The following is a 24,832-nucleotide window of genomic DNA, read 5'->3' on the forward strand; positions in this document are numbered from 1 at the left end:
GAAGTGAGATAGTAGAGGTAAGAAACGAGAACTCAGCGGCAAGGGCTTGGAACGGAGAATTAATTTCCGTTTCCAAAGCAGTTGTCTCTGAGTTCTTACCTCTAAGCTCTCTAGTTAGTACCCTCTGAACAGCGGATTGTTGGTCCGCGCTCCTGCGTCCATGAGCCGTATTTCTGCCTTTGTTTTTCTGCTGATCAGCCTGCTGTTTGCCGTTCCGGCGTGGGCGCAGCAAGCTGCACCTGCCAAAGAGGATGCGCCTAATAAAAAGTCTGAGAAACCCGAAAAGCCGCGCAAGCTTAGTCGGCGGGAGAAGAAGGAGCTCAGTCGGCGCGCCGAAGTAGAGGCTGCCCAGCTTCGGGTAGGTGCTACTTTATCGGACCGCGACCGGGGCATGAGCGAGTCCTACTTCGTGGATGGGGTGAAGTATGTGCTGCTGGAAGACTACAACAAAGCGCTGGAGCGCCTGCTGAAAGCCTACGCGTTGAATCCCACCAACGCGGCCATCAACTACAAGATAGCCGAGACGAACTTGCTGAGTGGCAATCTGAAAGACGCCACCAACTTTGCGCAGGCAGCCGTCAAATATGCCCCCCAGAATGCCTATTACTACTTGCTGCTGGCGCAGGTGTATACGTCGCAGAAGCAGTTCGATAAGGCTACGCAGGTGTACACGAGTTTGATTAAGGAAGTGCCGGATTCCGATTATTACCTGTTCAATCTGGCCGATCTGTACATGGCGCAGGGTAAGCTGAATGAGGCGCTCACCACATTCGAGCAAGCGGAGAAGAAATTTGGCCCCCTGGACGAGGTTTCTTTCAAAAAGCAGCAGATCTATCTCAAGCAGAATAACCTCGAAAAAGCCCTCCAGGAAGGTGAGGCTCTGATAAAAGCCAACCCGGAAGAAGTGCGCTACGTGCTGGCGCAGGCGGAGATGTACGCTTCCAATAATCGGATGCCCGACGCTATTCGGCTGAGTGAGCAGGCCCTGAAGCAGGACCCGGATAATCCGCAGGCCCGCATGATTCTGGCTGATGTGTATCGTCTACAGGGCAACTCGGTGGAGTCGGCCAAACAGATTAAGCTGGCTTTTGCCAGCCCGGCGCTCGATATCGATGACAAGGTGCGCATCCTCGTCGACTACATCAAGCAATTGCCCAACCCAGCCATCGAGCAAACGGCTCTGGACCTGGCGGCCATTACTACCAAGGTTCACCCAAAAGAAGCCAAAGCGTTTTCAGTAGCCGGTGATTTGCAGACCATCACGGGGCATAAAGCCGCGGGGCGGGAGGCTTATTTGCAGGCCATTCGGCTTGATGATTCCAAGTTCCTGCTTTGGCAGCAAGTCGTGCTGATTGACGCGGAGCTGAACCAAACAGACTCGCTGCTGCGCCACACTGAGCGGGCTTTGGAGCTATTCCCCAACCAGTCTGCCATGTGGTTTTACAACGGGGTAGCGCATATTCTGGACAAGCAACCCATAAAAGGCGTGAAGTCACTGGAATATGGCCGGAAGCTGGCTACCGACAATCCGGAGCTGCTGTCCCAGTTTGATACGCAGTTGGGCGATGCCTACCACGAGTTAAAGGAATATGCCAAGTCGGACGCTGCCTACGAGGCGGCGTTAGGCTTTGACGCCAACAATGCGCAGGCGCTGAACAATTACAGCTATTATCTATCGTTGAGAGGCGAGAAGCTGGATAAAGCGAAGGAAATGTCGGGCAAGCTGGTCAAGCAGTTTCCTGATAACGATACCTACCTTGATACGTACGCCTGGGTTTTATATAAGCTCAAGGACTATCAGGGAGCCCGTCAAGCATTGGAAAAAGCGCTTAAAACCACCACCGATGCCACAGTGATAGAGCATTATGGTGACGTGCTATTTCAATTGGGCGAAAAAGAAAAAGCCTTAACACAATGGCAACGTGCCCAGAAGGCCGGCGGCGCATCGGCGTTTATCGTCCGCAAGATTAAAGACCAAAAATTGTATGAGTAACCGCTTATTCTTGCTTTTCCTAGTCACTATTACGCTGGGAAGCTGTGCCCGCAAGGCTGTCCCCACTAAAACTGTTATTCCACCGACTACCAGTGCGGTTCGTGCCAACAACGTAGAGTTTCGATCTCTCTCAGCCAAAGGCAAAGCTCAGATTGAGCAGAACGGTAATAAGCTCCCCAACGCGAACCTGACACTGCGGATACGCCGCGATAGTGTCATCTGGATATCGGTATCGGTAGCGGGGTTCGAAGGCGTGCGCGCGTCCATCACGCAGGATTCGGTACGGGTGCTTAACAAGTTGCAGCGCGAATACTATGTCGGTGATTTCGCCTATTTAAGTCGCCAGCTCAACGTGCCCGTTTCCTTTGCTCAGGTGCAGGCATTGCTACTGGGTAACTACCTGCCCGCCACTGACGGCGTAGAGCCGATGATAACAATGGAAGGGACTACGCAGCGCGTACAATACAATCAGGCCAGTTTATTTATTGAGCAACTCATAGAAATGAGTCTGGGCAAACTACAAAAGCTTAGCGTGCGCGACGAAGCCAGCAAGAATAATTTGCTGGTAAACTACTCTGACTTTCGTATGCTGATGCCTACTAACCAGAGTTTTGCTCATAACACTTTACTCCAGGTCCAGCAGGCCAACGGTCAGAATAAGTCATCGGCCGCAATTAACTACCGCAACGTGGACGTAGATACCGAGCGTCTGGATTTCCCGTTCTCGGTACCTTCGGGCTATGTACGCAAAAAGTAAGCGCTGGCTCTGCTGGCTGCTGATGGGATTGATGCTGGCGCAAGCCGCACCGTCGGTGGCTCAGCAGCGCAGCAAAAAAACGACCACGCGCAAAGCACCTGTCCGGAAAAGCACTACCAAGTCGAAAGCCCAGCTGGAGCGCGAGCGGCTGGCCAACCTACGCCGGATTCGGGAGGCCAGCCGTATTCTGAGTCAGACCCAGAAGCAGAAAGAAGCTTCTCTCGGTCAGCTGAACGCGCTCAAAGAAAAGCTGGACGTGCAGAAGGGCGTTATCCGCAACATCTCCTCGGAGCTGAAATACATCGAGTCGGATGTGCGACAGACGGAAAACCAGGTGCAGCAAACGCAGCAGAGTCTGGAGCAGCTCAAGAGCGAGTACGCCCGGTTGATTTACGCTTCTTCCAAAACGGCTAATAGCTACAACCGCCTTATGTTTCTTTTCGCGGCCGAGTCGTTTAACCAGCTTATGCTGCGTATGCGTTACGTCCGGCAGTATTCGGAGGTGCGCAAAACCCAGGCGGCGCAAATTACGAGCGTGCAGCAGCGCCTCAACCGTCAGCTTACGGGCCTGACGGAGAAAAAGCAGGAAAAAAGCAGTCTGCTCACCACGCAGCTGGCTGAGAATCGTAACCTAAGCACCCTAAAGGTACAACAGGACCAAGTGGTTACCAAGCTGAGCCGTCAGGAGGAAAACCTGCGCCAAGAGCTGGCTAACCGCCAGGAATCCGTCCGCAAGCTTGACAACCTGATTGCGCAGCGCGTACGCGAAGAAATAGCGCGGGCCGCCCAGGTGGCAGCGGCTAAAGCAGCCGCCAAAGCAGCGGCTGAACGTGCCGCCGCCGGTAGCAGCAGCCCTAGTAGCACTGCCCGCACTAGTCCGGAAGCCGAAGCAGCCGCCACCCGCGTCGACCGCATTACGCTCACGCCCGAAATAGCCAGCATTTCGTCTTCATTTGCCGAAAACAGGGGCCGCATGCTGTGGCCCGTGGCGCGGGGATTCATTTCGCAGCACTTTGGCCGTCACGAGCATCCGGTGCTCAAAAATGTGATTGTGGAGAACCGTGGCGTAGATATTCAAACCAGCGCCGGGGAGGCTGTGCGCGCCGTTTCGGCTGGAAAAGTGCTTACCGTTACCAGTATAGCGGGCATGAATAACATCGTTATGGTGCAGCACGGTGAGTACTTCACGGTGTACGCTAAGCTGCGCAGCGTAAGCGTAAGTGAGGGCGACCGGGTGCAGGCCAAGCAATCAATTGGTACGGTATACACTAATTCGGAGGGCACGTCGGAGCTGCAGTTTCAGGTGTGGCGCAATAGCTCCAACCTGAACCCCGAAAGCTGGCTGGGCCAGAAGTAGCGCCAGAAAACAGTTTTAAACTGCCAGCTCAGCCACCGTGTGCTGGTATTTTTGCCCCCTAGCGGCTGGGCGTACCTGACCCGTGCGCATAACAAATGTTCCTGTAGCTCGCAACTCATCACGAAGTTGAATCAAGGTGCTCAACTGGGCATAGCCGATGGTGTATGATGAGGCGCTGTCGGTTGAGACATGCTGCAACGCCAGCGCATCCACGAGCTTTTCATCGGTGGCGCGCAGACAGATTTCAACTTCCACATCGGTGGTATACGTTGGTACGATGGCGGCAGTGTGCTTATGCAGTGTGCTTATGATAAGCATAGCGGTAGCCGTGGCGCAGAGCGGCCAAATCAGATAGCACAGCCGAGCCGGTGGGGTGGCCACCGGCACCCCGACCACGCAAAAATTGCGCATCGGCAAAAGCAGCTTGGATTACTACGCCGTTAAACTCGCGCTCCACGGCATAAAGAGGCGACGCCGGGCCGACAAGCTGCGGCGTGACAAATACTGTGACGCGGCCATCTGCCAGCCGCTGCAAACTGGCAACTGCTTTAATTTTTTGCCCCCCAGCAGCTGCAAACCGGATGTCCTGAGCCGTGATGTTTTCGATGCCCAGATTCAGCACCTGGTCAGGGTTCAGGAGCACACCGTACGCGTGCGCGACTAGAATGACGGCTTTGGAACGCGGATCGAAAGCGCCCATATCGAGCGTGGGGTCAGTTTCGGCGAAACCTAAGGCCTGAGCTTCGGCCAGGGCGGGGCCGTAATCGGAGCCTTCTTCGGTCATGCGGGAAAGCACGTAATTGGACGAGCCATTGAAAAGGCCCCCCACGCTATGCAGCGGCTCGCTGCCGAAGTAGCTGTCGAGGGTGCGTATAATCGGGATACTGCCGCAAACGGAAGCTTCGTAGAGCAGGGTGCCGCCGTGCGCTTGCTGAAGCTCAACCAGCTCAGGCAGGTGGTGCGCAACCATCGCCTTATTGGCCGTTACGATTTGCCGCCCGTTGCGCAAGGCAGTGCTTACCAAGCGAAAAGCTTCATCGGCATCGTCGATTACTTCCACCAGCACGTCCAGATCGGGGTCGGTGAGCAGGTCGTCGGCGTGAAAGTCGAAGCGGTCGGCGGGCAGGGTGCGGGATTTGGTAGGATTTTTCACCGCAATACGCTTCACCACCGCTCCAAACTCGGGCAGCTGCTGCAGAATATCGTAGAGCCCTTGCCCCACGCAGCCAAAGCCAATCAACCCAATGCGCAAACGACTTTTATCGGATATCATAGGAGTGCTACTTGCGGAAAGAATAGAACAGCAGGAACAAGCGGCTAAGAGCCTCAATGGGCGAACGTCTGCACATAGAAGCGTTCGAGAAAATGAGTGATTTGGGCGGTTTCTATCAAAAAACCGTCGTGGCCGAAACCGGAATCCATTTCGGCGTACATAGCGCCGGGGATGTAGCGGGCCAGAAACTGCTGCTCGTGGGGCGGAAACAGCACATCAGACGTGATGCCCAGCACCAACGTACGAGCCCGAATCTGGCCCAATGCGGCAGCAATGCTCCCTCTGCCCCGGCCCACATTGTGCGAGTCCATGGCTCTGGACAGCGCCACGTAAGTGTAGGCATTAAAGCGGGCCACCAGCTTATCTCCCTGATATTGTTGGTAAGTGCTGGCCCGGAAACCCGTGATTTTATTTTCGTCGGGTTCCTGCTGGGTATTGCCATAAGCCTCGTAGCTGCGGTAGCTGAGCAAGGCTATGGCGCGGGCCGCTTTCAAGCCATTTTGCCCTCCGGTCGGCGTGGCCGAGTGATAGGTTGGATCAGCGAAAATGGCTAAGCGCTGCGCTTCATTAAAAGCAATGCCCCAAGGCGAGTGCTGCGCATTGGTGGCCAGCACGATAAGATGCTCAAACACGGTGGGCTGCTGAATGGCCCACTCCAGTGCCTGCTGTCCACCCAGGGAGCCACCAATCAGCGTATGAATCTGAGTCAAGCCTAAGTGGAGCCGCAAAGCTTCGTGCGCCGTCACCATATCCCGAACCGTAAGCAGCGGAAAATCCTGATAAAGCGCTGGCTCTGCGTTGAACGGCGTGAGTGGGCCCGTGGAGCCATAGCAAGAGCCCACTATGTTGGCGCACACGATGAAATGAGTTGCCGGATCGAAATGGCAGCTGGGGCCAAATAAGCCAGGCCACCAGCTGAGCACATCGGCGTTGGCCGTAAGCGCATGGCACGCCCACACCACATTGTCGCGAGCGGCATTGAGCGTACCATACGTATGATAAGCTATCCGCGCTTGAGGTAACATAGCGCTGCTTTCGAGTAGAAGCGGTTCAGAAAGGACGAAATGCTGATAATCAGGCATGTAGTGTGTTGTTCTGATAATTGCCTCAAGCAAACCGGGGCCAGAGGTTGAGGCCCATCGTCAGGCGGTAACTATAAAAGCAGATTCTCAATAGCTCCCACACCAACTAATGCTAACCCAAACGCTGGGTTGGTGTGGGAGCTATTGAAGGCTGGGCAAGGCAGTATCTTTGATTTCTGCCTTGTCATTCCGCAAAACCGCTGTATTGGAAATTTGAGCGCGGACCGCTGCAACGTCCCGCGCTCTATGTTTCTGCTGGCAGCAGCTAGACTTCCAGTACTACAGGGTGCTCGATGGCCGGCTCCGGTAGCGTGTCGCCTTCGGTTTGCTGACTCCGGGGGGCTTTTTCTGCTACCGCGTCGAAGGCGTTTTGCAGGTCAGCTTTGATATCTTCGATGTGCTCCAGCCCTAGGGAGATGCGCAGTAGTGTAGGCGTAACGCCAGCCGCTAGTTGCTCTTGGTCGGAAAGCTGCTGGTGGGTAGTGGCGGCAGGCTGGATAATGAGCGTTTTAGCATCGCCCACATTAGCTAAGTGGCTCACTAGTTTTAGGTTATCAATAAAGCTGATGGCCGTATCCTTACTGCCTTTGATGCTGAATGTAAGTACGCCGCCGGCCCCACGCTTCAGGTATTTCTGCGCCAGACCATTGTAGCGGCTGCTTTTCAGGCCGGGATAATTTACGGCCTCTACCTGAGGGTGCCGCTCCAGCCATTCGGCCAGCTTTTGCGCATTTTCCACGGTCCGGTCTACGCGCAACGACAATGTTTCGAGGCCTTGCAGTAGCAGGAAAGAGTTGAAGGGACTAATGGCAGGACCAAAGTCGCGCAGACCTTCCACCCGCGCCCGAATAATGAAAGCAATGTTGCCAAACGACCCACCTTTGCCGAATACATCGTTGAAAATGAGGCCATGGTAACCTTCCGATGGCTCCGTGAACTGCGGGAACTTACCGTTGCCGAAGTCGTATTTGCCGCCGTCTACAATTACGCCGCCCACGCTGGTGCCGTGGCCCCCAATCCATTTCGTGGCCGATTCTACTACGATGTGCGCGCCGTGCTCCAGCGGACGAAATAGGTAGCCGCCCGCACCAAATGTATTATCCACGATGAGGGGCAGGTCATGTTTGTCAGCAATGGCGGCAATGCGCTCAAAATCCGGGATGCTGAAGCTGGGGTTGCCAATAGTTTCGAGGTAGAGCGCCTTGGTTTTATCGTCAATCAACGCCTCAAAACTCTCGGGCGTGTCGCCGTCAGCGAAGCGGGCTTCGATGCCTAAGCGCTTGAAAGCCACCTTGAACTGGTTGTAAGTGCCACCGTAGAGGTGCTGAGTGCTCACGAAGTTGTCGCCGGCTTGCAGGATGTTGTTCAGGGCCAGAAACTGCGCTGCCTGACCCGAACCCGTGGCCAGCGCCGCCACACCACCTTCCAAAGCTGCGACCCGCTGCTCAAACACATCGGTGGTGGGGTTCATCAGGCGCGTGTAAATGTTGCCGAACTCCTTAAGAGCGAATAGATTAGCACCGTGCTCCGCATTTTTGAATACGTAGGAGGTAGTCTGATGAATGGGCACTGCGCGGGAGCCAGTGGTGGGGTCAGGCTGCTGACCGGCGTGCAATTGAAGGGTCTCGAAGTGCAAAGTGGGAGTAGGCATGGGTAAGAGATATAAAGTTGAGAGATGGACAAGATTAAAAAGGAAGAAACAGGCGTTACAGGGCAGCCAGAGCCGGAAAAATAGTTGTTGGATCAGGTCGGCGCTTGAAGTCAGCATCCGTCTCTGCCCATACAATCACGCCCTCGGAACTGATGACGAAGGTGGCCGTGAGCGGTAGCTCGCCGCTGTCGTCGTTGTTGTACTCTTCCAAGTTGATTCCGACTCCTTTCAGGGTGGTATACACGGCTTCGCCAATGGAATAGGCCAATCCGTACTGGCGGGCTACTTCGTTGCCAACGTCGCTGAGCACGGGATATTCTAATTCTTTCTCTTCGACGGTCAGGCTGGTAAGCTCAGGTTTCTAGGGCGATATGGCTATCAGATTAGCGCCGTAGCTCTCAAATTGAGGTAAAGCCTGCTGGTAAGCCCGTAGCTGTACATTGCAGTAAGGGCACCAGTTGCCGCGATAGAATACTAATATCACCGGTCCCTGCCGCCGCAGGCCGGAAAGCGCGACGGGATTGCCCGCAGCATCGGGCAGGGTAAAATCGGGAGCCGTCTGGCCTACTTGCCGGCTGCGTTGGGCTAGGCCGGCCTGCCGTACGGACGCTATACCCGCGTCGATGGCGTGGCTGGTAGCGGGGGGCAATACCGTAGCTAGGTGCTGGGCAGTAGCGTCAAGTTCGCCCTGGAGAGGGGCAGGTGCCGCGTTTGTCGGGAAAAATGACATAGTGGTATAAAGAGTTGGTTTGCGAGAAAATGGACAGGGCGCCGTGGCGAGACCCGGAGCGCGGCTGGCGGGGGCAAGACAACAGGCAGTAGTGAGCCGGCCAGGGACACCCGATGCCCCGTGCAGACCCTAGGATCTGCCGCGGCGCGGTTTTTTACAGGAAATGAAAAGGAGGAGAGCTAGTCGGAAGCCGGATTAGCAACAACACACGCAACAACAGCACATTCGCTTGGCCAACGGGCTGCCAGTGGCAGGAGCCAAAACGCGGAAACCCGCAGGCCAATCGGCGCGCAATGAGGCGGCTGAGGCGGGCGGGGGAAGCAGTACGGAAGAAGCTTGGTTTCTCATGGCGCTGAGCTTATATCTCCCGCCGGCAACTGACCGGGCGGGCAGGAATTGGCACCTTTCACATGATGAAGGTTGCCAGCGGGTCAGGGAGCCTATTCTCTCGCCGCTTCTGTATAAATCTGAAATAACTATCTCGTCGTTAACGAGAAGTACCGGGTAGGTAGCCGCAAATGTACGAATCGAATGGAGAACGCCAAATTCGTCAAAAAGTTTTTTGTTTCGTGCAGCTCAGCCAGTGAGGTGCAAAAAAGCCCCCTAGCAATTCGCCAGGGGGCTTTTTTGTGATAAAATTCATCGTGAATTTTAGTTAGGCCTGAGGTAGAGTTAATACCTGGCCCACCTCAATATGGTCGGGATTGGAGCCGATTGTTGCCTTATTCGCATCATAAATCTGATGCCATTTGGCGGCATCACCGTAGTGGCTTTTCGCGATTTTGGAGAGCGAATCACCACTAACTACCGTGTATTGTGTGCCTTGAGCAGCAGCGGGCTTGGCAGCAGCCTGATTAGCGTTGCCGAAAAAATCGGTATTGGCGTTCTGGTTGGGTGTGGCGGCCGGTTGAACGGGCTTTTCTTCGCCTTTATTGCTTAGGAAATCGAACAGTCCCATAGTCGTGGTTGATTAAGAGGAGGAAACAGCGCATGTGCCTGACGGCCATGCTGTCAAGTCATCTTACGCCCAATGCTTGAATAAGTTGCGGTCTTCAAAATGCCCCCAGGGGATGTTAACTCTTTCCAATAAGGCGCGTAAGAAGCCCAACACTGCTCTGTTAGAATGTATCATTCTGGCTGAAGCGGCGCCTTTCCATCTTTAAACCCTAAGGACTACTTTCCATGAGAACTATTGCACTTCCTTTCCGCTACCTGGCCAGCCTGATGATGCTGTTGTCGCTATTTACGGCAGCCTGTAGCCAGAAAGACAAAGTTGGCGAAACCAACATGCTCTACGGTACCGAGAGCAAAGTATGGAAAACGGACAAAGAAACTGCTGCCAGCGGCGACAAGGTAGCCCAAACGGATGCTGATAAAGATACCGAACTGCGGTTCTATGCCAATGGTAACTTCAACATGACGTCGCCCCAGCAATCGATGCAGGGCAAGTACACTTTCGATCAGCCCGGCAAGAAAATTACGCTCACTCCCGACGGTGGCACTACGTCCATGAGCTTTGATGTCGTAAACCTGACGGACGATAAAATCACGTTGCGCGGCGTAAACGGCGAGCAGATGATGCTGGAATCTGACTAACGAAGCTTTATTTTACTTAAAAAAAGCCCCCCAGCGCAATGTTGGGGGCTTTTTTATGCTTTATGAATTCATAACTTCCTTCACCCGGTTCCGACCAAATACCCGTGCTATCCAGCGCGGCAAAAAAATGGCCCCCAGTACCAGATACAAGTAATAAGTAACGATGCGATACAGCAGGACCACAAAGTTGGTCATGGTGGGCGTGCCGATAAATTTGCCAAAAAACGTGGGAAATGCGCCCTCAGCAATGCCCGCGCCACCGGGTGTGATAGCGACCAAGAGTACCACCTTATAGATCAGATTTCGGCTGAAAATCAGCCCGAACTCGCCCCAGCTCATGTCTACGAAGGCGGCGATAATGCAACCGATGACCAGGTAGCGCGCCGTCCAGACAAAGGCCGTGGATAAAGAGGCCTCCACCCAATACCGGGCCGCGTTGCCCCGAAGCTGGGCCGACGCCCACACCATTTCGTTGCCGTGCTGATAGGCTTTGGAACGCCAGCGCCGCATTCCTTTGAAGGAAAACAGCCGCACCAGCAGCCGCTTCACCGACTGCGGATTGATAAAGAGTGCATACAGCATCAGGGCCGAATACAGGGTTACCATCAGGTAGCTCAGCACGAAGGCCACCTGCAAAGTCGTGACGAAGCCGCCTTGCAGGGCCTCGTGCGGGTACAGCGCGTCGCCCGCCAGCCATACTACCAGCGGCACCGTCACTACATAGTACACGTTGTCGAGCAGGGCCGTTACCATTACATAGGCCAGCGATTTGCCCAGAGAGATTCCTTCTTTATTAAGCAGGAAAGGCGCTACCGAGGTGCCGCCCACCGCCGATGGAAGGACGCAGGAGGCAAATTCCCAGATCATAATTACGTCCAGGCTTTGGCGCCAGCTCAGTACTTTTTCCGATATATGCCGAATGCGGTAGATATAGCCCCAGTCGCGGGCCACCAGCACCGCCACCATAATAAGGAGCCAGTGCAACTTGGCATTAGCCAAAGGAGCCAAATCGCCCGGCTGGTAGCTGCGCCAGAACATAAACCCCACCACGCTCAGGCCGATAAGAACCGGCAGAACGATGCGGGAAGGTTTTAGCTTATCAAGAAGTTGCTTTTCCTGACTATCCTGGGTGAGCGGCATGATAAAAGATGGGTGGTGGGGTAAAAGTAGGCAATAATGAGAGCGGCCCCTACCAAATACGAGGTAAGTATTGCCTCGGACGAGGCTAACTCACCCCTATAGAATCAGTTGATAGAAAGCTAGGCGTTTGCAGCTTTCGTCAACAACCGGCCCTAACGAAAAGTCGTACCTTTGTCTGGTAGCTTCGGCAGGAAAGTTGGACGGCTCCAACCTTTTAGATTCGTAGTAGGTTATTGTGCTATATTTTACTTTTTGCTTTTCTGAAAGATGATTGTTGAACCCGGTGAACTACTGGCGGCCATTGACTCGCCTGATGACCTCAAGAAGCTCAGCGAGGACCAACTAGTCCAGGTAAGCCAGGAGCTGCGCCAGTTCATTATTGATTCGGTTTCGATTTATGGGGGGCATTTTGGTGCTTCGCTGGGCGTAGTAGAGCTGACCGTAGCCCTGCACTACGTCTTCAATACTCCCTACGACCAATTGGTCTGGGATGTGGGCCATCAGGCTTACGGCCACAAAATCTTGACCGGCCGCCGCGGCCAGTTCCCGACCAACCGGCGCTACGGCGGCATGTCGGGCTTCCCTAAGCGCAACGAGAGCCCCTACGATGCCTTCGGCGTGGGCCACAGCAGCACCAGCATTGGAGCCGCGCTGGGCATGGCCGTAGCCTCGGAGTATAAGAACGAGCAGGACCGCCAGCACATCGCCGTCATCGGCGACGGGGCCATGACGGCTGGTATGGCTTTCGAGGCATTGAACCATGCGGGGGTAGCCAAGTCTAATCTGCTGGTTATCCTCAATGACAACTGCATGAGCATCGACCCCAACGTGGGCGCGCTTAAAGAATACCTCACCGACATTACCACTTCCCGCACTTACAACAAAGTGCGCGACGAGCTGTGGAATGTATTGGGCAAGCTCAGCAAGTTCGGTCCCAACCCCCAGCAGATTGCCCGTAAGGTAGAGCAGGCTATGAAGGCTACGCTGCTCAAGCAAAGCAACCTGTTTGAGGCTCTCAACTTCCGCTATTTCGGCCCCGTGGATGGCCACGACGTGCAGCATCTGACCACTATTCTGCGCGACCTGAAAAGTATTCCGGGGCCCAAAATTCTGCACTGCGTAACGGTGAAAGGCAAAGGCTACGCGCTGGCCGAAAAAGACCAGACGCTGTGGCACGCTCCGGGCCTGTTTGACAAAATCACGGGCGAGATTCACAAGAAAAGTTACGATAAGCCGCAGCCGCTTAAGTATCAGGATGTATTTGGTTACACCATTGTAGAGCTGGCTGAGCAGAACGCGAAGGTGATGGGCGTGACGCCCGCGATGCCCTCGGGCTGCTCCCTGAACATTATGATGAAGGCAATGCCCGACCGCGCTTTCGACGTGGGCATTGCTGAGCAGCACGCTGTTACTTTCTCCGCAGGCTTAGCTACGCAGGGCTTGGTGCCGTTCTGCAACATTTATTCCTCCTTCATGCAGCGTGCCTACGACCAGGTAGTACACGATGTAGCTTTACAAAACCTGAACGTCGTGTTCTGCCTCGACCGGGCCGGGTTTGCCGGCGCCGACGGTCCCACTCACCACGGTTGCTACGACATCGCTTATATGCGCTGCGTGCCTAATATGGTGGTGTCGGCGCCCATGAACGAGCAGGAGTTGCGCAACCTCATGTACACGGCCCAGCAGCCGGATATGGGTCCGTTCAGCATCCGCTACCCTCGCGGCGAGGGCGTTATGCCCGAGTGGCGCACGCCGTTCAAGAAAATCACCGTTGGTACTGGCCGCGTAGTGCGCGAGGGGCAAGGCGTAGCTATTCTTAGCTTCGGTCACATCGGCAACTACGCCATGAAAGCCACTGTTGCCCTGGCTGCTGAAGGCATCTCCGCTGGCCACTACGATATGCGCTTTGCCAAACCTTTGGATGAAGAAATGCTCACCGATGTGCTTAGCCGTTACCAAGCTATTGTGACCGTGGAAGATGGCTGCCTGCAAGGTGGCTTCGGTGCCGCCGTGCTGGAGTTTATCGCCGACCATGGCTACTCAGTGCCCGTCAAGCGCCTCGGTATCCCTGACCGGGTAGTGGAGCACGGCACCCAAGATGAACTGTACAAGGAATGCGGCTTCGATGCGGCCGGTATCGCGAGTGCGGTGCGGGAATTGAGTGGTAAAGTAGCAGCGAAAGCTACATTTCAATCACTATCTGTATAGTTCCTCCAAGTAGGCGCAAGCAAAGAGCCCCACCGGATTATATCCGGTGGGGCTCTTTGCTTGCGCCTGTAGTTAATGCCCTCCTGTAAAGTGATTGATTCAGATATAAGTACTGGTATAATTTAAGTTATGTATAGGGCTCATACTAGGATTAAATATAACTAATCTATGTTTTTAATAAACGAAAGATTGTATTTTTATTTTTGATAAACTATGATTATAGAAGTATAAATATCTATTTAATGAATTAATTAAGATTAATTATTATAAAATAAGGTTTTATTAATTACCACGAATATTCTGGTTTCAGATTTGTATATTGTAAAAAATTGAGTTGCTATTACTACCGCACAACTGACAATATGAAAAAACTGTACAAATTTCTTTTGAGCTGTTTGGGTTTGCTCTTGCTCTCCTTTTCTGGATACGCGCAATGCAGTAATCAGATTACGACCAAGTATTACAACAACGGCCTATTAGTCACTGATAATACGAATAAGGGGCAGAGTGGCTATACCGGCACAGTATGTCCAACAGCAGGTGCTGCCTACACATTTAGTGCTAGTTCTACCTCAAACGCCCGTATGACGTGGTCCAGAGTAATTACTCGTGGTTCCACTCCTGACCTGGATGTCGTATCAAACATTGAGACAAGACTAGTACCCTCCCCTAACGAATTTGAGGTGGAGTTATCATTCACTACAACTACGACATTCCGGCTTGAATCAGATGCTGGTAAAGGTTCATACCCTGGAAACAATTGTAATAATACTACAATTAGCTATGTATATCTGACCCTTACTCCAGCTCTCGCCTTATCCTCTCCTAATTTTAGCGGGGTTTGCATTGGAAGCGACGTAACGTTGAACGCATCGGGCTCTACCACCGGAGTATATACTTGGACTGCTAATGGAGTCACGCTTAATAAGACAAGCAGCTCCATTACGGAAAAGCCTCTTGTTACTACCACTTATACCGTTACGACCAGTACCAACTGCGGCACCAGCTCTCAGCAGCTTACCATCCCCGTAAAGGACGTAACCATTTCGCCCAGCGCGCCTACCATTTGTAGTGGCCAGTCTACTACGCTCACGGCAAACTACAACGGCGATAATACTGGTATTTCCTATAACTGGACCGTAAAAGGTGGATCAACCTCGCTGCCTACAACTAAGTCAATCACGGTAACTCCTACTGCGACCACTACTTACCAAGTGGTAGTAAATACTAATGATTGTGGCCAATTTACGAAAGAGGTAACGGTGACAATAGGCGCCCCTACCGTTGCTATTTCTCCTAGCGCGGCTACGATATGCTCTGGTGGCTCTAGTAGTTTGACAGCAGTATCAAACAACCCCAATGCTACATTTACTTGGTCGCCGAGCACCAGTCTCAGCAGCCCAACGGGTGCTACCGTCATAGCTAGCCCTACGACCACCACAACATATACGGTGACTGCTACTACACCTTGTGGCGTTGTAACCAGTCAGGTAGTAGTGACGGTTACATCGTCGGCAGAATATAAGGTAACGCCTAGCCCGGCTGTGATTTGCTCGGGATCTTCTATCACCCTGACCGCCAGCTCCAACATCACCGCAGCTAGCTACAGATGGTATAAGACGACAGATTTGGGTACCATTCTTTCAACAACGGCGAGCCTGACCGTAGCGCCAACGGCTAATACCACTTACAGAGTCATAACTACAACTTCCTGTAATACCAATACTACGGACGTTCCGGTAACGGTCAAGGCCAGCCCGTCGGTTACGGTTAGCCCATACAATATCAGCATAAGACCAAGGTCTTCCGTTACCTTAAAAGCTGATGACGGGACTACGGGTACTACAAACACCTATGCTTGGACAGCCAGTACGGAAAGTGCGACTAGCACCTTGTCAGAAACTACCCAGTCTATCACGGTTTCGCCTCGTACTGCTACTACGTATACAGTTACAGTTACCAATTCTGTGGGTTGCAGTGCTACTTCTCAGTCTGTTATAAATCCAAATATACCTCTCCCCGTAGAGCTTATTAGCTTTGTAGCAACCTGGACGAGTTCGGCTCCTAAACTGACTTGGGCCACAGCTTCGGAAAAAAATAATGCTTACTTCGATATCGAGCGTAGCGTGGACGGCAGTACTTTCCAAGTAGTAGGAAAGCGCCTAGGCGCAGGTACAACGCTTTCACAAACCGAATATCAATTCTCTGACGAGAGTGTCTATGAAACTGCTGCTAGCACACTGTACTACCGCTTGCATCAGGTCGATATCACGGGTGAGAGCAATTACTCTCCGGTACGTAGTGTGCAGCCTAAGGCAGGAAAATATACCTTCCAAGCCGAAGTATTCCCTAATCCTTATGAGGATAAAGTAACGGTACAGTATCGTTCGTTTGGAGCTGGTACTACCACGCTCACTATTCATGATGTGCTGGGCCATACCCTGCTCACGAAAACGGTAGCCGCCACGGCTGGCGCCCAGGAGATCGAGCTTCCCGAAGCTGCTTCTTTGTCCGCTGGTGTTTATTACCTGACTATCCGCCAAGGTGGTCAGCAGCAGGTAATGAAGCTCAGCCACCGCTAGAATTAAGTAGCATAAGCGCCAACAGAAAGGCCAGGACCGTATATGGTTCTGGCCTTTTCGTTGCCAGTTACTTAGAGTCATCACCTCACCATCGTAGTGCAGATTCATACTCTTCTCACGCACTCACAGTACCCGTACCTATGCCCAATACGCAACCCGCCCTCCTCTTCCTGCACGGCTTCGCCGAAAGCCGCGACATCTGGACCGAGTTCATCCAAAATTGCCCCCCAGACTACTACATCCTTACGCCCGGCTTCCCCGGCTACGGCGCTGCTGATGCTGATGCGCCGCCCGTTGCCGACTATTCCATGGAGGCGCTGGCCGAATTTGTGAAGCATGAGCTGGATGAGGCCGGCGTACAGCAGGCCATCTTTATCGGGCACTCCATGGGCGGCTACGTGGCGCTGGCGTTTGCCGAAAAATACCCGGCGCGGGTCGCGGGCTTGTGCCTGTTTCACTCCTCGGCCCAAGCCGATACCGACGAGAAAAAGGCTAATCGTGGCAAGAATATCAGCTTCGTGGAGAGCCACGGCGTCGTGAAGTTTATGGAAACCTTCATCCGGCCGCTTTTCGCCGATGCCAACGAGGAAACCATGCTGCCCTATCGGCGGCAGTTAGAGGAAATCGGGGCGGCCACACCCCCAGCCAGCGTCGTCGGTGGCCTGCAAGCCATGCGCGACCGGCCCGACCGCACGGCGGTGCTGCGCAAAGCCACGTTTCCAGTGCTCTTCATTGTGGGCAAGGAAGATGCCGCTGTGCCCTTAGCGGCGGCCTTGGAGCAGGTAGCACTGCCGCCCATCAGTACGGCCCTCTTTCTGGAGCGCGTGGGCCACGTCGGATTCTTCGAGCGCCCCGAGGCCACGCGCCGGGCGGTGCTGGACTTCGTGGGGGGCATTTTTGGGGAACAGGCGAAGTAGCCGAGCTTATTTAGAAAGGAAAACGGCCGCTTCTTGCTTGAAGCGGCCGTTTGGTGTAGGCTAGCTGCTGCTAGCTAGAGAATAGCGAAAGTGATGGGAACCACATAAAATACCTTTACTGGCTTGCCTTGGTGCATCGCCGGCTTAACGGCTTTCTGCCGGCTCACGGCGCGTGCGACTTCCTCATCAATGGCCGAATAAACCGGCTGAATAATCTTCACCGGACTCATTGTTCCCTGTTCGTCCACTTCAAAATACGCTAGCGCAATACCGCCCTTCCTATTGCGCAGCGCGTCTGCCGGGTACCGGATGCTGCGTTGGATGTTCGCTACAAGTTGCTCATCATCAGCGGCTCCCTCAAAAACAGGCATTTGATCTGCGTAGACGTAAACAGGGGCAGACGGGGTTGGCGTCAGGTAAAAGTATACGGGCAGCATCTGGGTGCTTGCTGCTGGAATCCCGTTTCGCACAGCGGGCTTCCAGAGCAGCATAGTGGCTACGGCTTGTTCGGCGGCTTTTATCAATAGCGGCTGCGCTATGGCGCTATTGTCTAAGGGCGCTTTGCGACGGTTTGGGCTTTCCGCCGGCCGGATGGCGGCTATATACTCCGCTTTACCTTCCGCGCTAATCTTACACCGCACAAATATCCGACCTTCCGCCTGACTGGCGCGTGCCACTTCCGGGTAAGGTACAGCGGCTAGATAAGCCAGCAGCGCTTCCGGTCCGCCCGGAAACTGCGCGCTGCTTGTAGCTAATTTCCCGCTCTGCGCGGCGGCGCGTGCAGCCAAAATCTGCTCTACGTTGGCAGGAAGCTCAAACGTAATGGGCAGAGTATAAGCAACGGGCACGGCGCGGCCAGATTGCTTGCCTGGAGTGTGGGCGGGCAGCGTACCCACGGCCCGTACGGCTTCGGCGTCGAGTAGGGGATGGGCCGACTTCGCTACCTGCACATCCTGCAACCGGCCCGAGATCCCCACCACGTAGCTGAGCCTTCAAGCCGCTGCTGCAATGCCTCGGTAGGATATACTATGGTAGAGCCAAGACCTTTCAGCAAGGCCTCCTGCCCGCCTGGAAACACGGGCATTTGCTCGATGTAGGTATAGACTGAGTCAGTAGAAGCAGCTTTCTCCTGCGCCTGAGTGGAATGCGTAGCAAGGGAAAGACTTCCTAACAATAAAAACCGCGAAGGAAAGGACATCAGTAGAAGCAAGGTGTAGACATAGAATAAGAAACCTATGCTGTCAGCAAGCCCATTTTGAGCATCGCCTCCGCGATCTGCACGGCATTGGTGGCGGCACCTTTGCGCAGGTTATCCGCTACTACCCATATATTGAGCGTGCGCGGCTGCGACTCGTCGCGGCGCAGGCGACCGACCAGTACCGCGTCCTTACCGTGAGCATCCTTGGGCATCGGATATTGGTTCCGGGCCACATCATCAACCAATTCCACGCCGTCGGTTTCGCGCAGGATGCGGTACACCTCATCCAACTCAAACTCCTGCTCAAACTCCACATTGATGGCTTCCGAGTGGCCGCCCATTACGGGGATGCGCACGGCGGTGGCCGTTACCTGAATGGTATCGTCGCCGAGGATTTTCTGGGTTTCGCGCACCATTTTCATTTCCTCCCTGGTGTAGCCATTATCCTCGAACACGTCGATGTGGGGCAACACGTTCAGGTCGATGGGGTGGGGATAGGCGGGGTTGGAAGCGGCCTGGCCGGCGCGCTCTTCCAGGAGCTGATCCACGGCTTTTTTGCCGGTGCCCGTCACGCTCTGGTAGGTGCTCACCACGATGCGCTTGATCTGGAAGGCCGCGTGCAGCTGGTGCAGGGCCAATACCATCTGGATAGTGGAGCAGTTGGGATTCGCAATAATTTTATCGGCCGGGGTCAGCTCTTTGGCGTTGATTTCGGGTACCACCAGCTTCTTGGTGGGGTCCATGCGCCAGGCCGAGGAGTTGTCGATAACCACGGTGCCGACTTCAGCGAAGCGCGGGGCCTGCTCCTTCGAGACGCCACCCCCGGCCGAGAAAATAGCCACGGCGGGCCGGGCCGCGATGGCCGCGTCCATGCTCACTACCTTGTATTTCTGACCCTGAAACTCGATTTCCTGGCCCACCGACTTCTCGGAGGCCACGGGCAGCAGCTCAGTGACCGGGAAGTTACGCTCGGCCAGTACTTTCAGCATTTCGGTGCCCACCAGGCCAGTGGCACCCACAACGGCAACTTTCATGATACAATCTATTGATGAAACGGGCCAACAATGCGGCAGCTGGGCAAAGATACGGGTGAAAGCAAATCCAGTATCACGGTATCTTTCTTGCAGAGGCGCGCCAATAACGGACGGTTATGAGTAGCGCACCCCATTAACTAGTAACCGCCGCGAGCCTATCCGAGAGCTTATATGAATGATAAAGAACGCCTATTGTATTACATATGAAAGCACGAATACTAAGTTTATTTCTCCTTCTTCTCCTCTCTATATCCGCTACTGCCCAGCTCACCGACTCCTTTACTGACGGCGACTTTACCCAGAATCCCGCCTGGTCCGGCGACGCGACTAGCTTCCAGATCAACCCGCAGCAACAGCTGCAAAGCAACGGCCCGGCCATAACGGGCACCACCCTCCAGCTTGCCACGCCCAGCACCGCGGCTAACGGCGTCACATGGGAGTTTTATGCTAATCTGCGCCTGGCTACTTCGGGGGGCAATCTGGCCGATATCTGGCTCATGGCTGATCAGTCGAGCTTAAAAACGAGCGGCACTAAAGGCTACTTCGTGCGACTAGGTGGCACTCTGGATGAGATAAGTCTGTTTCGCCAGGATGCGACGGGCAGCCCCGTGTATGTCATTAATGGCCAGGATGGGTCGCTCAAATCAACTACCAACAACGTCGTGCGTGTACGCGTGACACGCTCCCCTGGGAATGTCTGGGTGCTGGAGCACGACCTGACTGGGGGGCAAAATTTCACCTCCGGCGGCACGGCCACCGATGCCACGCACCAGCGCAGCGCCTATTTCGGGGTGCGACTGACGTACTCTTCCGCCAACAGCCGGAATTTCTACTTCGACGATTTTCGCATCACCGACACGGTGCCGCCAGCCCTGCTGAGCGCTACGCCCACCGGTCCGCGCCAGCTGGATGCCTTGTTCAGTGAAGCTTTAGATGCTGCCCCTAGTGCGGCCAGCTACCGCCTCGTGGCCGGGCCGGCGGTACTTACGGCCCAGCTCGACGCGGCCAATCCGGCGCTGGTGCACCTGACGCTAGGGGAGAATTTACCGCTGGGAAATAACACGCTCGAAGCGCGCAACGTGACCGATGCCAACGGTATAGTAGCCGCCGGGCCGCTCACGGCTGTTTTCGTGAATCAGGGTTTTGCTGTCGCACCGGCTTTTAATCAGGTACTCATCACCGAAATAATGGCTGATGAAACGCCCGTGGTGGGGCTGCCCGCGTCGGAGTACGTAGAAATTCATAACCCCACGGCGGGCACAGTGCTGGACCTGGCGGGGATGCGGCTGCTGAAGCCGGGTAGCACGACAGTGGCTGTCTTTCCGGCCGGGGCCGCGCTACTGCCGGGTGAGTACGCCGTGGTCTGCGGGAGCACGCGAGCTAGTCAGTTTGCTGCTTTTGGGAAGGTCTTTGGCTTAACGAACTTCCCCAGCCTGTCGAACGCCGGCGACCAGCTCGTGCTGCGCGCTCGTAACGGACAAACGCTATTTGAAATCACGTATTCGGACACCTGGTACAAGGATTTACGCAAAAAAGAAGGCGGCTGGGCCCTGGAAATGGTAGACCCTGCCAATCCCTGCGCTGGCAGCAGCAACTGGACCGCCAGCACCGACGACAGTGGTGGAACACCCGCCCGCGCCAACGCCGTGCGGGCCACTAACCCTGACCACGCCGCGCCTGCTTTATTGCGCGCCGTAGCCCTAACACCGACTATCGTGCGGCTGTTTTTCGGAGAAAAGCTGGATAGTCTGGCCAGCACCAACGTCGGGCTGTATGCCTTAACGCCAGCGGTGCCCGTTACGCGGGCAGCGCCGCAGGGACCGGATTTTCGCACTGTCGATTTACAGCTGACTACCAATTTGCCCCCCAACCAACCCCTGATCGTGGCCGTGCAGCGAGCTACTGATTGCGCTGGCAACGGCGCGGGTCCAATTACTGCTGCCCCTTTTGCCCTACCCGTAGCGGCTCAATCTGGCGACGTGGTTATCAATGAAATCCTGTTCAATCCGCGCACCGGCGGCGTCGATTTTGTGGAGTTGCTGAATCGGTCGGATAATTACCTCGACGTGCAGGGCTGGCAGCTAGGCACAGAGCAACCCGCTGGCGTAAGCGCCAGCCCCATCAGCGCGGGGCCTTATGGCCTGGCGCCGGGCCAGCTGCTGGTGCTTACCACCCGGCCCGATGTGGTGCAGACCGAATACCCCACCCACGATCCGGCCGCGTTCTTGGCGATGGCCAGTTTTCCCAGTCTGCCCGACGACGCGGCCACGGTAGTAGTACTGGACGCGAAAGGCCAGGCTATCGACCGCTTCCACTACGACGAAAAGCAGCATTTGCCCTTACTCAGCGACCGCAACGGCGTCTCGCTGGAGCGCATTCGGGCGGCGGAAGCTAGCGTGGGGGGCAATTTTCACTCAGCGGCCAGCGCCGTTGGCTACGCTACTCCTGGCCGGCCCAACTCGCAATACCAGGCCGACCCCACTGGCGCAAAGCTTTTCCAGATTGAGCCCGAAATTTTTACGCCTGACGAAGACGGCCAGCAGGACTTCACGACGCTCACCTATCGCTTCGACTATCCGGGCTACGCGGCCTCCATTACCGTGTATGATGCCCAGGGCCGACTGACCCGCCGCCTGATGCGCAACGAAACCTTCCCCATGAGTGGTTTTTTACAGTGGGATGGCCTCACCGATCAGGGGCGCAAAGCTGCTATCGGGCCGTATGTGCTATTGATCGAGCTGTATCGGGTGGCGGGCGGCGAGACGCACGTCTATAAGCGCAACGTGGTGCTGGGGGGGCGCTTGTAGCAGAGTGGGGGCTTTTTGCCTAGCACTAAATGGATAATCAAGGTAAGGTCAACAAGACCTTTCTACCACAGGCCACGCACAAATTCGCGGCTTGTGTCCATTGTTGCCTTACCGCGTTTATCCATAAAAATCCTGCCCCCAATGGCACAAGGCGTCATCGGTATAGCTTTTTCCGCATCCTGTTTGATCTGGAGCCCGCCGTAGATGCGGCATGCTATGTAATGGCGGGGGCTATTTGCTGCTCACCTTCCTCACCGATTATCGATTTGGCCTTTTTCGGTCGGTGCCCTTTCCTGTGCACGGCTGGCTCGATCTGCTGACGGGAATCGGGCTCCTGGCGGCTCCTTGGCTATTTGATTTTGAAGCTGGCAGCGCCGAGCGCAACCTGACCTGGGCGCTGGGGTATCGGTCATAACCTGGCTGCTGACGGATTGGAAGGCCTAATCCCGTTCCCTGCTGACCGATAAGAACACCTGAGCGGCTGCCGGAAAGCACATAAACCAAAAGTGGCTGAAGCATTTAGGAATACTTCAGCCACTTTTTGCCGTAAAAAAGCTGCCTCTCAGGATTATATTCTGACGGTGATACCTACGAAAAATTCGCGTTCCGTGTCAGGCGTGACGGGCAGCACCGCCCCCATATCGAACTGTATGTTCTCGCCTACCTTGATTTCTGGCCCAAAGTTAAAGGTGGTCTGCCACTCGTTTTTGCGAGTATTCCAACGGCCTACTACTTCGCCGTACACTCCCAACGCCTCTGTAAAAGTATGCTCCGCTGTAATGCCGGGCACAAACTGGAAGTAGTGACGACCGGCCTCCCGATCATAAGCCCGGTCGCCTTCCAATTGAGCGGTTAGATCCCAACTGGTAGTCAAATGATAGTTAAGGGGCAGCACCAGGCCCATTTCAGTGCCGCCCACGCCCTCGCCTCCACCCGTAGGCAGACGCACGAACCCCGTGACCGACATCGCGGCGCGGGTTTCGTCATCATCACCGAAGAGGTTGCGCTTCAGGCGGAACGCCACGTCACCGAAGCCGCTGCGGCGTTGCTGGGGTTCGTTTTGCGGCCATTCTTTTTCTATCGTGTAGGGTTCCAGCGCTACCTGAAAGTCTGTTTTATCAGAGAGGCCGAGCTTAAGCACGAGCGGCGTAACCTGCCAGGTACGGCTTCGGTTACCTGCGCTGCGGCTAGTGAGAAGCCGCAAAAAATCGCCTTCCACCTGAAAATGGCCAGGGTCGATGGTAAACGGGCTCTCCGTGACGCCGGGCCGGTCGGGGTGCAGGTCGCGCAGGGAGTCGCGCGGCACGGGCCGGAACAGCGAGTAACCATCCATCTCGGTGCCCTTCGCGGGCCGTTGGGCGTAAGCGGTAGTCAGGGGCAGCAGCGCCACCAGCAGCCAGTAGAGTTTGGTCATTCAGGTAAATAAGCAACGGCCCCAACCCGGAGCCGGAGCACCTACGCAGCCGGCGGCCCAAAAGATGCTAGGGCGCGGCGGCTGGCCCCGGAGCCAGCTTATTCAGGGCGGCCCTTAGCTGTCCGGCTTTAATGAGCCCCGGCCAACGCCCACGCACCTCTAATTTCTCATCCAACAGGACGACGGTGGGGTAGACTACCTGCCCGTGCTCGTCGCGGGCCAGGGCCAGAGCTAGTCCATGTACACCGTTATCAGGCCCCGTGGCCTGAAACGTGAAGGTGTGCCCGCCCAGCCGGATGGGTTCACGACTTTCCGCGTTCAGGGCTACGGCGTAGAAGCGGGCATTCAGGCGGCTTACTACGTCTTTATCCCGAAACGTGGTCAGATCCTGTAATTTACAGTAGCGGCACGAGGGGGTGTAAATGTTCACCAGCACCGGGCGGGGCCGCACCCGCATACTGTCGGCCAGGGCCTGGGGGGTGAGCCAGCGGACGGCCCCCGCTGGATGGGGCGGGCGGCTGCCGCCCAACGCCAGCAGGAGCGACAACAGGAGAAAAGCACGCAGAGGTAGCAACATAAGGAGGCCGCTTGTCAGTTAGTTGGGGTGTTGGGCCGCAGCCCGCAAGTCCAGGTCGCGCCGCCAGCTTTGCAGCTCGGCGGCGTGTTGCTGCACATAGGCTGCTAATCGCTCGGGTAGCTCGTGGGCCGCGTAGAATTCGACCAGCGCGTAGAAGCAGGCCTTGTATTCGGTGAGGAGCAGCACCCGGCCGCTCGCTGGAATACTTAGGTTGCTGATCAAGCGCCGTAGCCTGCTCAGCGTGGCCAGCAAGACTTCTTCGGCTGGGGTGATATGCTCCAACTGTGACAGGGCAGCGGCCATGCCCCGGCAGGCCACCACGTAGTGCCGCACCAGCGGCACCGCTTCCAGGGTGAGCGGGCGGGCCACATCGGCTTGCGGCTGCAGGCCGACTACTACTTCGGCGTAGCGGCCGGCCGCACGCCGGTAGTGTCCTCGCGTCAGGGCCCGGCCGGCAAATAACAGACATCTTCTGCTTTCAGTATAACTCATGGAGAAACCGCGTGCGCGGCGTGT

At 55.4% G+C, this 24,832-nt stretch carries 20 protein-coding genes, 2 pseudogenes and 1 riboswitch; of the genes and pseudogenes, 10 read left to right on the plus strand and 12 right to left on the minus strand.

Translation table 11 applies throughout. From position 1 onward, the window contains the following. The first annotated feature begins 160 nt into the window (after positions 1-160). Genes B9A24_RS11145 through B9A24_RS11155 form a run of 3 tightly spaced genes read left to right on the plus strand, consistent with a single transcriptional unit; the run spans position 161 to position 4,107 of the window. On the plus strand, positions 161-1,993 hold the full coding sequence (locus tag B9A24_RS11145; RefSeq protein ID WP_084445701.1) for a tetratricopeptide repeat protein: 1,833 nt from the start codon (positions 161-163) through the stop codon (positions 1,991-1,993). Then, a complete protein-coding gene (locus tag B9A24_RS11150; protein WP_084445704.1) occupies positions 1,986-2,750 on the plus strand; it encodes a lipoprotein insertase outer membrane protein LolB1 in 765 nt (254 codons plus the stop codon). The genes B9A24_RS11145 and B9A24_RS11150 overlap by 8 nt, the downstream gene beginning before the upstream one ends. Further along, on the plus strand, positions 2,734-4,107 hold the full coding sequence (locus B9A24_RS11155; RefSeq protein WP_200813911.1) for a murein hydrolase activator EnvC family protein: 1,374 nt from the start codon (positions 2,734-2,736) through the stop codon (positions 4,105-4,107). Before B9A24_RS11150 ends, B9A24_RS11155 begins: the two co-directional genes overlap by 17 nt. A 15-nt stretch (positions 4,108-4,122) precedes the next feature. On the opposite strand, the gene B9A24_RS11160 is transcribed toward B9A24_RS11155, so the two are convergent. The 6 genes and pseudogenes from B9A24_RS11160 to B9A24_RS11190 form a co-directional block, all read right to left on the minus strand. Then, entirely contained in the window at positions 4,123-4,425 is a 303-nt protein-coding gene (locus tag B9A24_RS11160) for a hypothetical protein (protein WP_084445706.1), read from the minus strand. Further along, the gene (locus B9A24_RS11165; RefSeq protein ID WP_084445709.1) at positions 4,400-5,380 is read right to left on the minus strand and encodes a homoserine dehydrogenase; all 981 of its coding nucleotides are present in this window, start codon (positions 5,378-5,380) and stop codon (positions 4,400-4,402) included. Before B9A24_RS11165 ends, B9A24_RS11160 begins: the two co-directional genes overlap by 26 nt. Positions 5,381-5,433: 53 nt before the next feature. Further along, positions 5,434-6,405, minus strand: coding sequence for a homoserine O-acetyltransferase family protein (locus B9A24_RS11170; protein WP_234997206.1), 972 nt, complete (start codon positions 6,403-6,405; stop codon positions 5,434-5,436). A 322-nt stretch (positions 6,406-6,727) separates the two neighbouring features. Then, positions 6,728-8,113 (minus strand): O-acetylhomoserine aminocarboxypropyltransferase/cysteine synthase family protein, encoded by a 1,386-nt coding sequence (locus tag B9A24_RS11175; protein WP_084445715.1) that lies wholly within the window; start codon positions 8,111-8,113, stop codon positions 6,728-6,730. A 55-nt stretch (positions 8,114-8,168) separates the two neighbouring features. Then, positions 8,169-8,843: pseudogene (locus B9A24_RS22670) on the minus strand (peroxiredoxin-like family protein). 355 nt (positions 8,844-9,198) lie between these two features. Next, a riboswitch (SAM riboswitch) is annotated at positions 9,199-9,311 on the minus strand. A 187-nt stretch (positions 9,312-9,498) separates the two neighbouring features. After that, the gene (locus B9A24_RS11190) at positions 9,499-9,801 is read right to left on the minus strand and encodes a LysM peptidoglycan-binding domain-containing protein (protein ID WP_084445725.1); all 303 of its coding nucleotides are present in this window, start codon (positions 9,799-9,801) and stop codon (positions 9,499-9,501) included. A gap of 224 nt (positions 9,802-10,025) precedes the next feature. Here B9A24_RS11190 and B9A24_RS11195 point away from each other — a divergent pair, with 224 nt between their 5' ends. Then, positions 10,026-10,439 (plus strand): hypothetical protein, encoded by a 414-nt coding sequence (locus tag B9A24_RS11195; protein WP_084445728.1) that lies wholly within the window; start codon positions 10,026-10,028, stop codon positions 10,437-10,439. Between the two features lie 60 nt (positions 10,440-10,499). Here the strand turns inward: B9A24_RS11195 and B9A24_RS11200 are convergent, their stop codons facing one another. Then, on the minus strand, positions 10,500-11,579 hold the full coding sequence (locus B9A24_RS11200; protein ID WP_084445732.1) for a lysylphosphatidylglycerol synthase transmembrane domain-containing protein: 1,080 nt from the start codon (positions 11,577-11,579) through the stop codon (positions 10,500-10,502). Positions 11,580-11,846: 267 nt separating this feature from the next. Here B9A24_RS11200 and dxs point away from each other — a divergent pair, with 267 nt between their 5' ends. The 4 genes and pseudogenes from dxs to B9A24_RS11215 all read left to right on the plus strand — a co-directional run bounded on the left by dxs (position 11,847) and on the right by B9A24_RS11215 (position 17,286). Then, positions 11,847-13,787, plus strand: a complete 1,941-nt coding sequence (gene dxs, locus B9A24_RS11205) for a 1-deoxy-D-xylulose-5-phosphate synthase (protein WP_084445735.1) — start codon at positions 11,847-11,849, stop codon at positions 13,785-13,787. A 584-nt stretch (positions 13,788-14,371) separates the two neighbouring features. Beyond that, a pseudogene (locus B9A24_RS23235) lies at positions 14,372-15,526 on the plus strand (immunoglobulin domain-containing protein); the annotation flags it as partial. A 513-nt stretch (positions 15,527-16,039) separates the two neighbouring features. Then, positions 16,040-16,369: a T9SS type A sorting domain-containing protein gene (locus B9A24_RS22085; RefSeq protein WP_159452033.1), complete on the plus strand. Its 330-nt coding sequence runs from the start codon at positions 16,040-16,042 to the stop codon at positions 16,367-16,369. 140 nt (positions 16,370-16,509) lie between these two features. Next, a complete protein-coding gene (locus tag B9A24_RS11215) occupies positions 16,510-17,286 on the plus strand; it encodes an alpha/beta fold hydrolase (protein WP_084445741.1) in 777 nt (258 codons plus the stop codon). 74 nt (positions 17,287-17,360) lie between these two features. On the opposite strand, the gene B9A24_RS11220 is transcribed toward B9A24_RS11215, so the two are convergent. Continuing rightward, positions 17,361-18,266, minus strand: a complete 906-nt coding sequence (locus tag B9A24_RS11220; protein WP_084445745.1) for an energy transducer TonB — start codon at positions 18,264-18,266, stop codon at positions 17,361-17,363. Between the two features lie 253 nt (positions 18,267-18,519). Then, positions 18,520-19,518, minus strand: a complete 999-nt coding sequence (locus B9A24_RS11225) for an aspartate-semialdehyde dehydrogenase (protein ID WP_084445747.1) — start codon at positions 19,516-19,518, stop codon at positions 18,520-18,522. Positions 19,519-19,721: 203 nt separating this feature from the next. Here B9A24_RS11225 and B9A24_RS11230 point away from each other — a divergent pair, with 203 nt between their 5' ends. Beyond that, complete coding sequence (locus tag B9A24_RS11230) at positions 19,722-22,325, plus strand: lamin tail domain-containing protein (protein WP_084445750.1); 2,604 nt, start codon at positions 19,722-19,724, stop codon at positions 22,323-22,325. A 211-nt stretch (positions 22,326-22,536) separates the two neighbouring features. Continuing rightward, positions 22,537-22,740, plus strand: coding sequence for a hypothetical protein (locus B9A24_RS11235; RefSeq protein WP_084445753.1), 204 nt, complete (start codon positions 22,537-22,539; stop codon positions 22,738-22,740). 153 nt (positions 22,741-22,893) lie between these two features. Here B9A24_RS11235 and B9A24_RS11240 read toward each other — a convergent pair whose 3' ends face one another. The 3 genes from B9A24_RS11240 to B9A24_RS11250 form a co-directional block, all read right to left on the minus strand. Then, complete coding sequence (locus tag B9A24_RS11240; protein ID WP_084445756.1) at positions 22,894-23,739, minus strand: transporter; 846 nt, start codon at positions 23,737-23,739, stop codon at positions 22,894-22,896. Positions 23,740-23,806: 67 nt separating this feature from the next. Continuing rightward, positions 23,807-24,316, minus strand: a complete 510-nt coding sequence (locus tag B9A24_RS11245) for a thioredoxin family protein (RefSeq protein WP_084445757.1) — start codon at positions 24,314-24,316, stop codon at positions 23,807-23,809. A gap of 18 nt (positions 24,317-24,334) precedes the next feature. Beyond that, positions 24,335-24,808 carry a hypothetical protein gene (locus B9A24_RS11250; RefSeq protein ID WP_084445760.1) on the minus strand — a complete coding sequence of 158 codons (474 nt, stop codon included), beginning with the start codon at positions 24,806-24,808 and terminating at the stop codon, positions 24,335-24,337. Between the last annotated feature and the right edge of the window lie 24 nt (positions 24,809-24,832).

Origin of the sequence: Hymenobacter roseosalivarius DSM 11622 (assembly GCF_900176135.1) — a bacterium.
Lineage (GTDB): Bacteria > Bacteroidota > Bacteroidia > Cytophagales > Hymenobacteraceae > Hymenobacter > Hymenobacter roseosalivarius.

Excerpts from the sequence above, each read along its gene's own strand:
- B9A24_RS11145 (WP_084445701.1), top strand. The coding sequence starts at position 161 with ATGAGCCGTATTTCTGCCTTTGTTTTTCTGCTGATCAGCCTGCTGTTT.
- B9A24_RS11150 (WP_084445704.1), top strand. The coding sequence starts at position 1,986 with ATGAGTAACCGCTTATTCTTGCTTTTCCTAGTCACTATTACGCTGGGA.
- B9A24_RS11155 (WP_200813911.1), top strand. The coding sequence starts at position 2,734 with ATGTACGCAAAAAGTAAGCGCTGGCTCTGCTGGCTGCTGATGGGATTG.
- B9A24_RS11160 (WP_084445706.1), bottom strand. The coding sequence starts at position 4,425 with ATGCTTATCATAAGCACACTGCATAAGCACACTGCCGCCATCGTACCA.
- B9A24_RS11165 (WP_084445709.1), bottom strand. The coding sequence starts at position 5,380 with ATGATATCCGATAAAAGTCGTTTGCGCATTGGGTTGATTGGCTTTGGC.
- B9A24_RS11170 (WP_234997206.1), bottom strand. The coding sequence starts at position 6,405 with ATGTTACCTCAAGCGCGGATAGCTTATCATACGTATGGTACGCTCAAT.
- B9A24_RS11175 (WP_084445715.1), bottom strand. The coding sequence starts at position 8,113 with ATGCCTACTCCCACTTTGCACTTCGAGACCCTTCAATTGCACGCCGGT.
- B9A24_RS11190 (WP_084445725.1), bottom strand. The coding sequence starts at position 9,801 with ATGGGACTGTTCGATTTCCTAAGCAATAAAGGCGAAGAAAAGCCCGTT.
- B9A24_RS11195 (WP_084445728.1), top strand. The coding sequence starts at position 10,026 with ATGAGAACTATTGCACTTCCTTTCCGCTACCTGGCCAGCCTGATGATG.
- B9A24_RS11200 (WP_084445732.1), bottom strand. The coding sequence starts at position 11,579 with ATGCCGCTCACCCAGGATAGTCAGGAAAAGCAACTTCTTGATAAGCTA.
- dxs (WP_084445735.1), top strand. The coding sequence starts at position 11,847 with ATGATTGTTGAACCCGGTGAACTACTGGCGGCCATTGACTCGCCTGAT.
- B9A24_RS11215 (WP_084445741.1), top strand. The coding sequence starts at position 16,510 with ATGCCCAATACGCAACCCGCCCTCCTCTTCCTGCACGGCTTCGCCGAA.
- B9A24_RS11225 (WP_084445747.1), bottom strand. The coding sequence starts at position 19,518 with ATGAAAGTTGCCGTTGTGGGTGCCACTGGCCTGGTGGGCACCGAAATG.
- B9A24_RS11230 (WP_084445750.1), top strand. The coding sequence starts at position 19,722 with ATGAAAGCACGAATACTAAGTTTATTTCTCCTTCTTCTCCTCTCTATA.
- B9A24_RS11235 (WP_084445753.1), top strand. The coding sequence starts at position 22,537 with ATGCTATGTAATGGCGGGGGCTATTTGCTGCTCACCTTCCTCACCGAT.
- B9A24_RS11240 (WP_084445756.1), bottom strand. The coding sequence starts at position 23,739 with ATGACCAAACTCTACTGGCTGCTGGTGGCGCTGCTGCCCCTGACTACC.
- B9A24_RS11245 (WP_084445757.1), bottom strand. The coding sequence starts at position 24,316 with ATGTTGCTACCTCTGCGTGCTTTTCTCCTGTTGTCGCTCCTGCTGGCG.
- B9A24_RS11250 (WP_084445760.1), bottom strand. The coding sequence starts at position 24,808 with ATGAGTTATACTGAAAGCAGAAGATGTCTGTTATTTGCCGGCCGGGCC.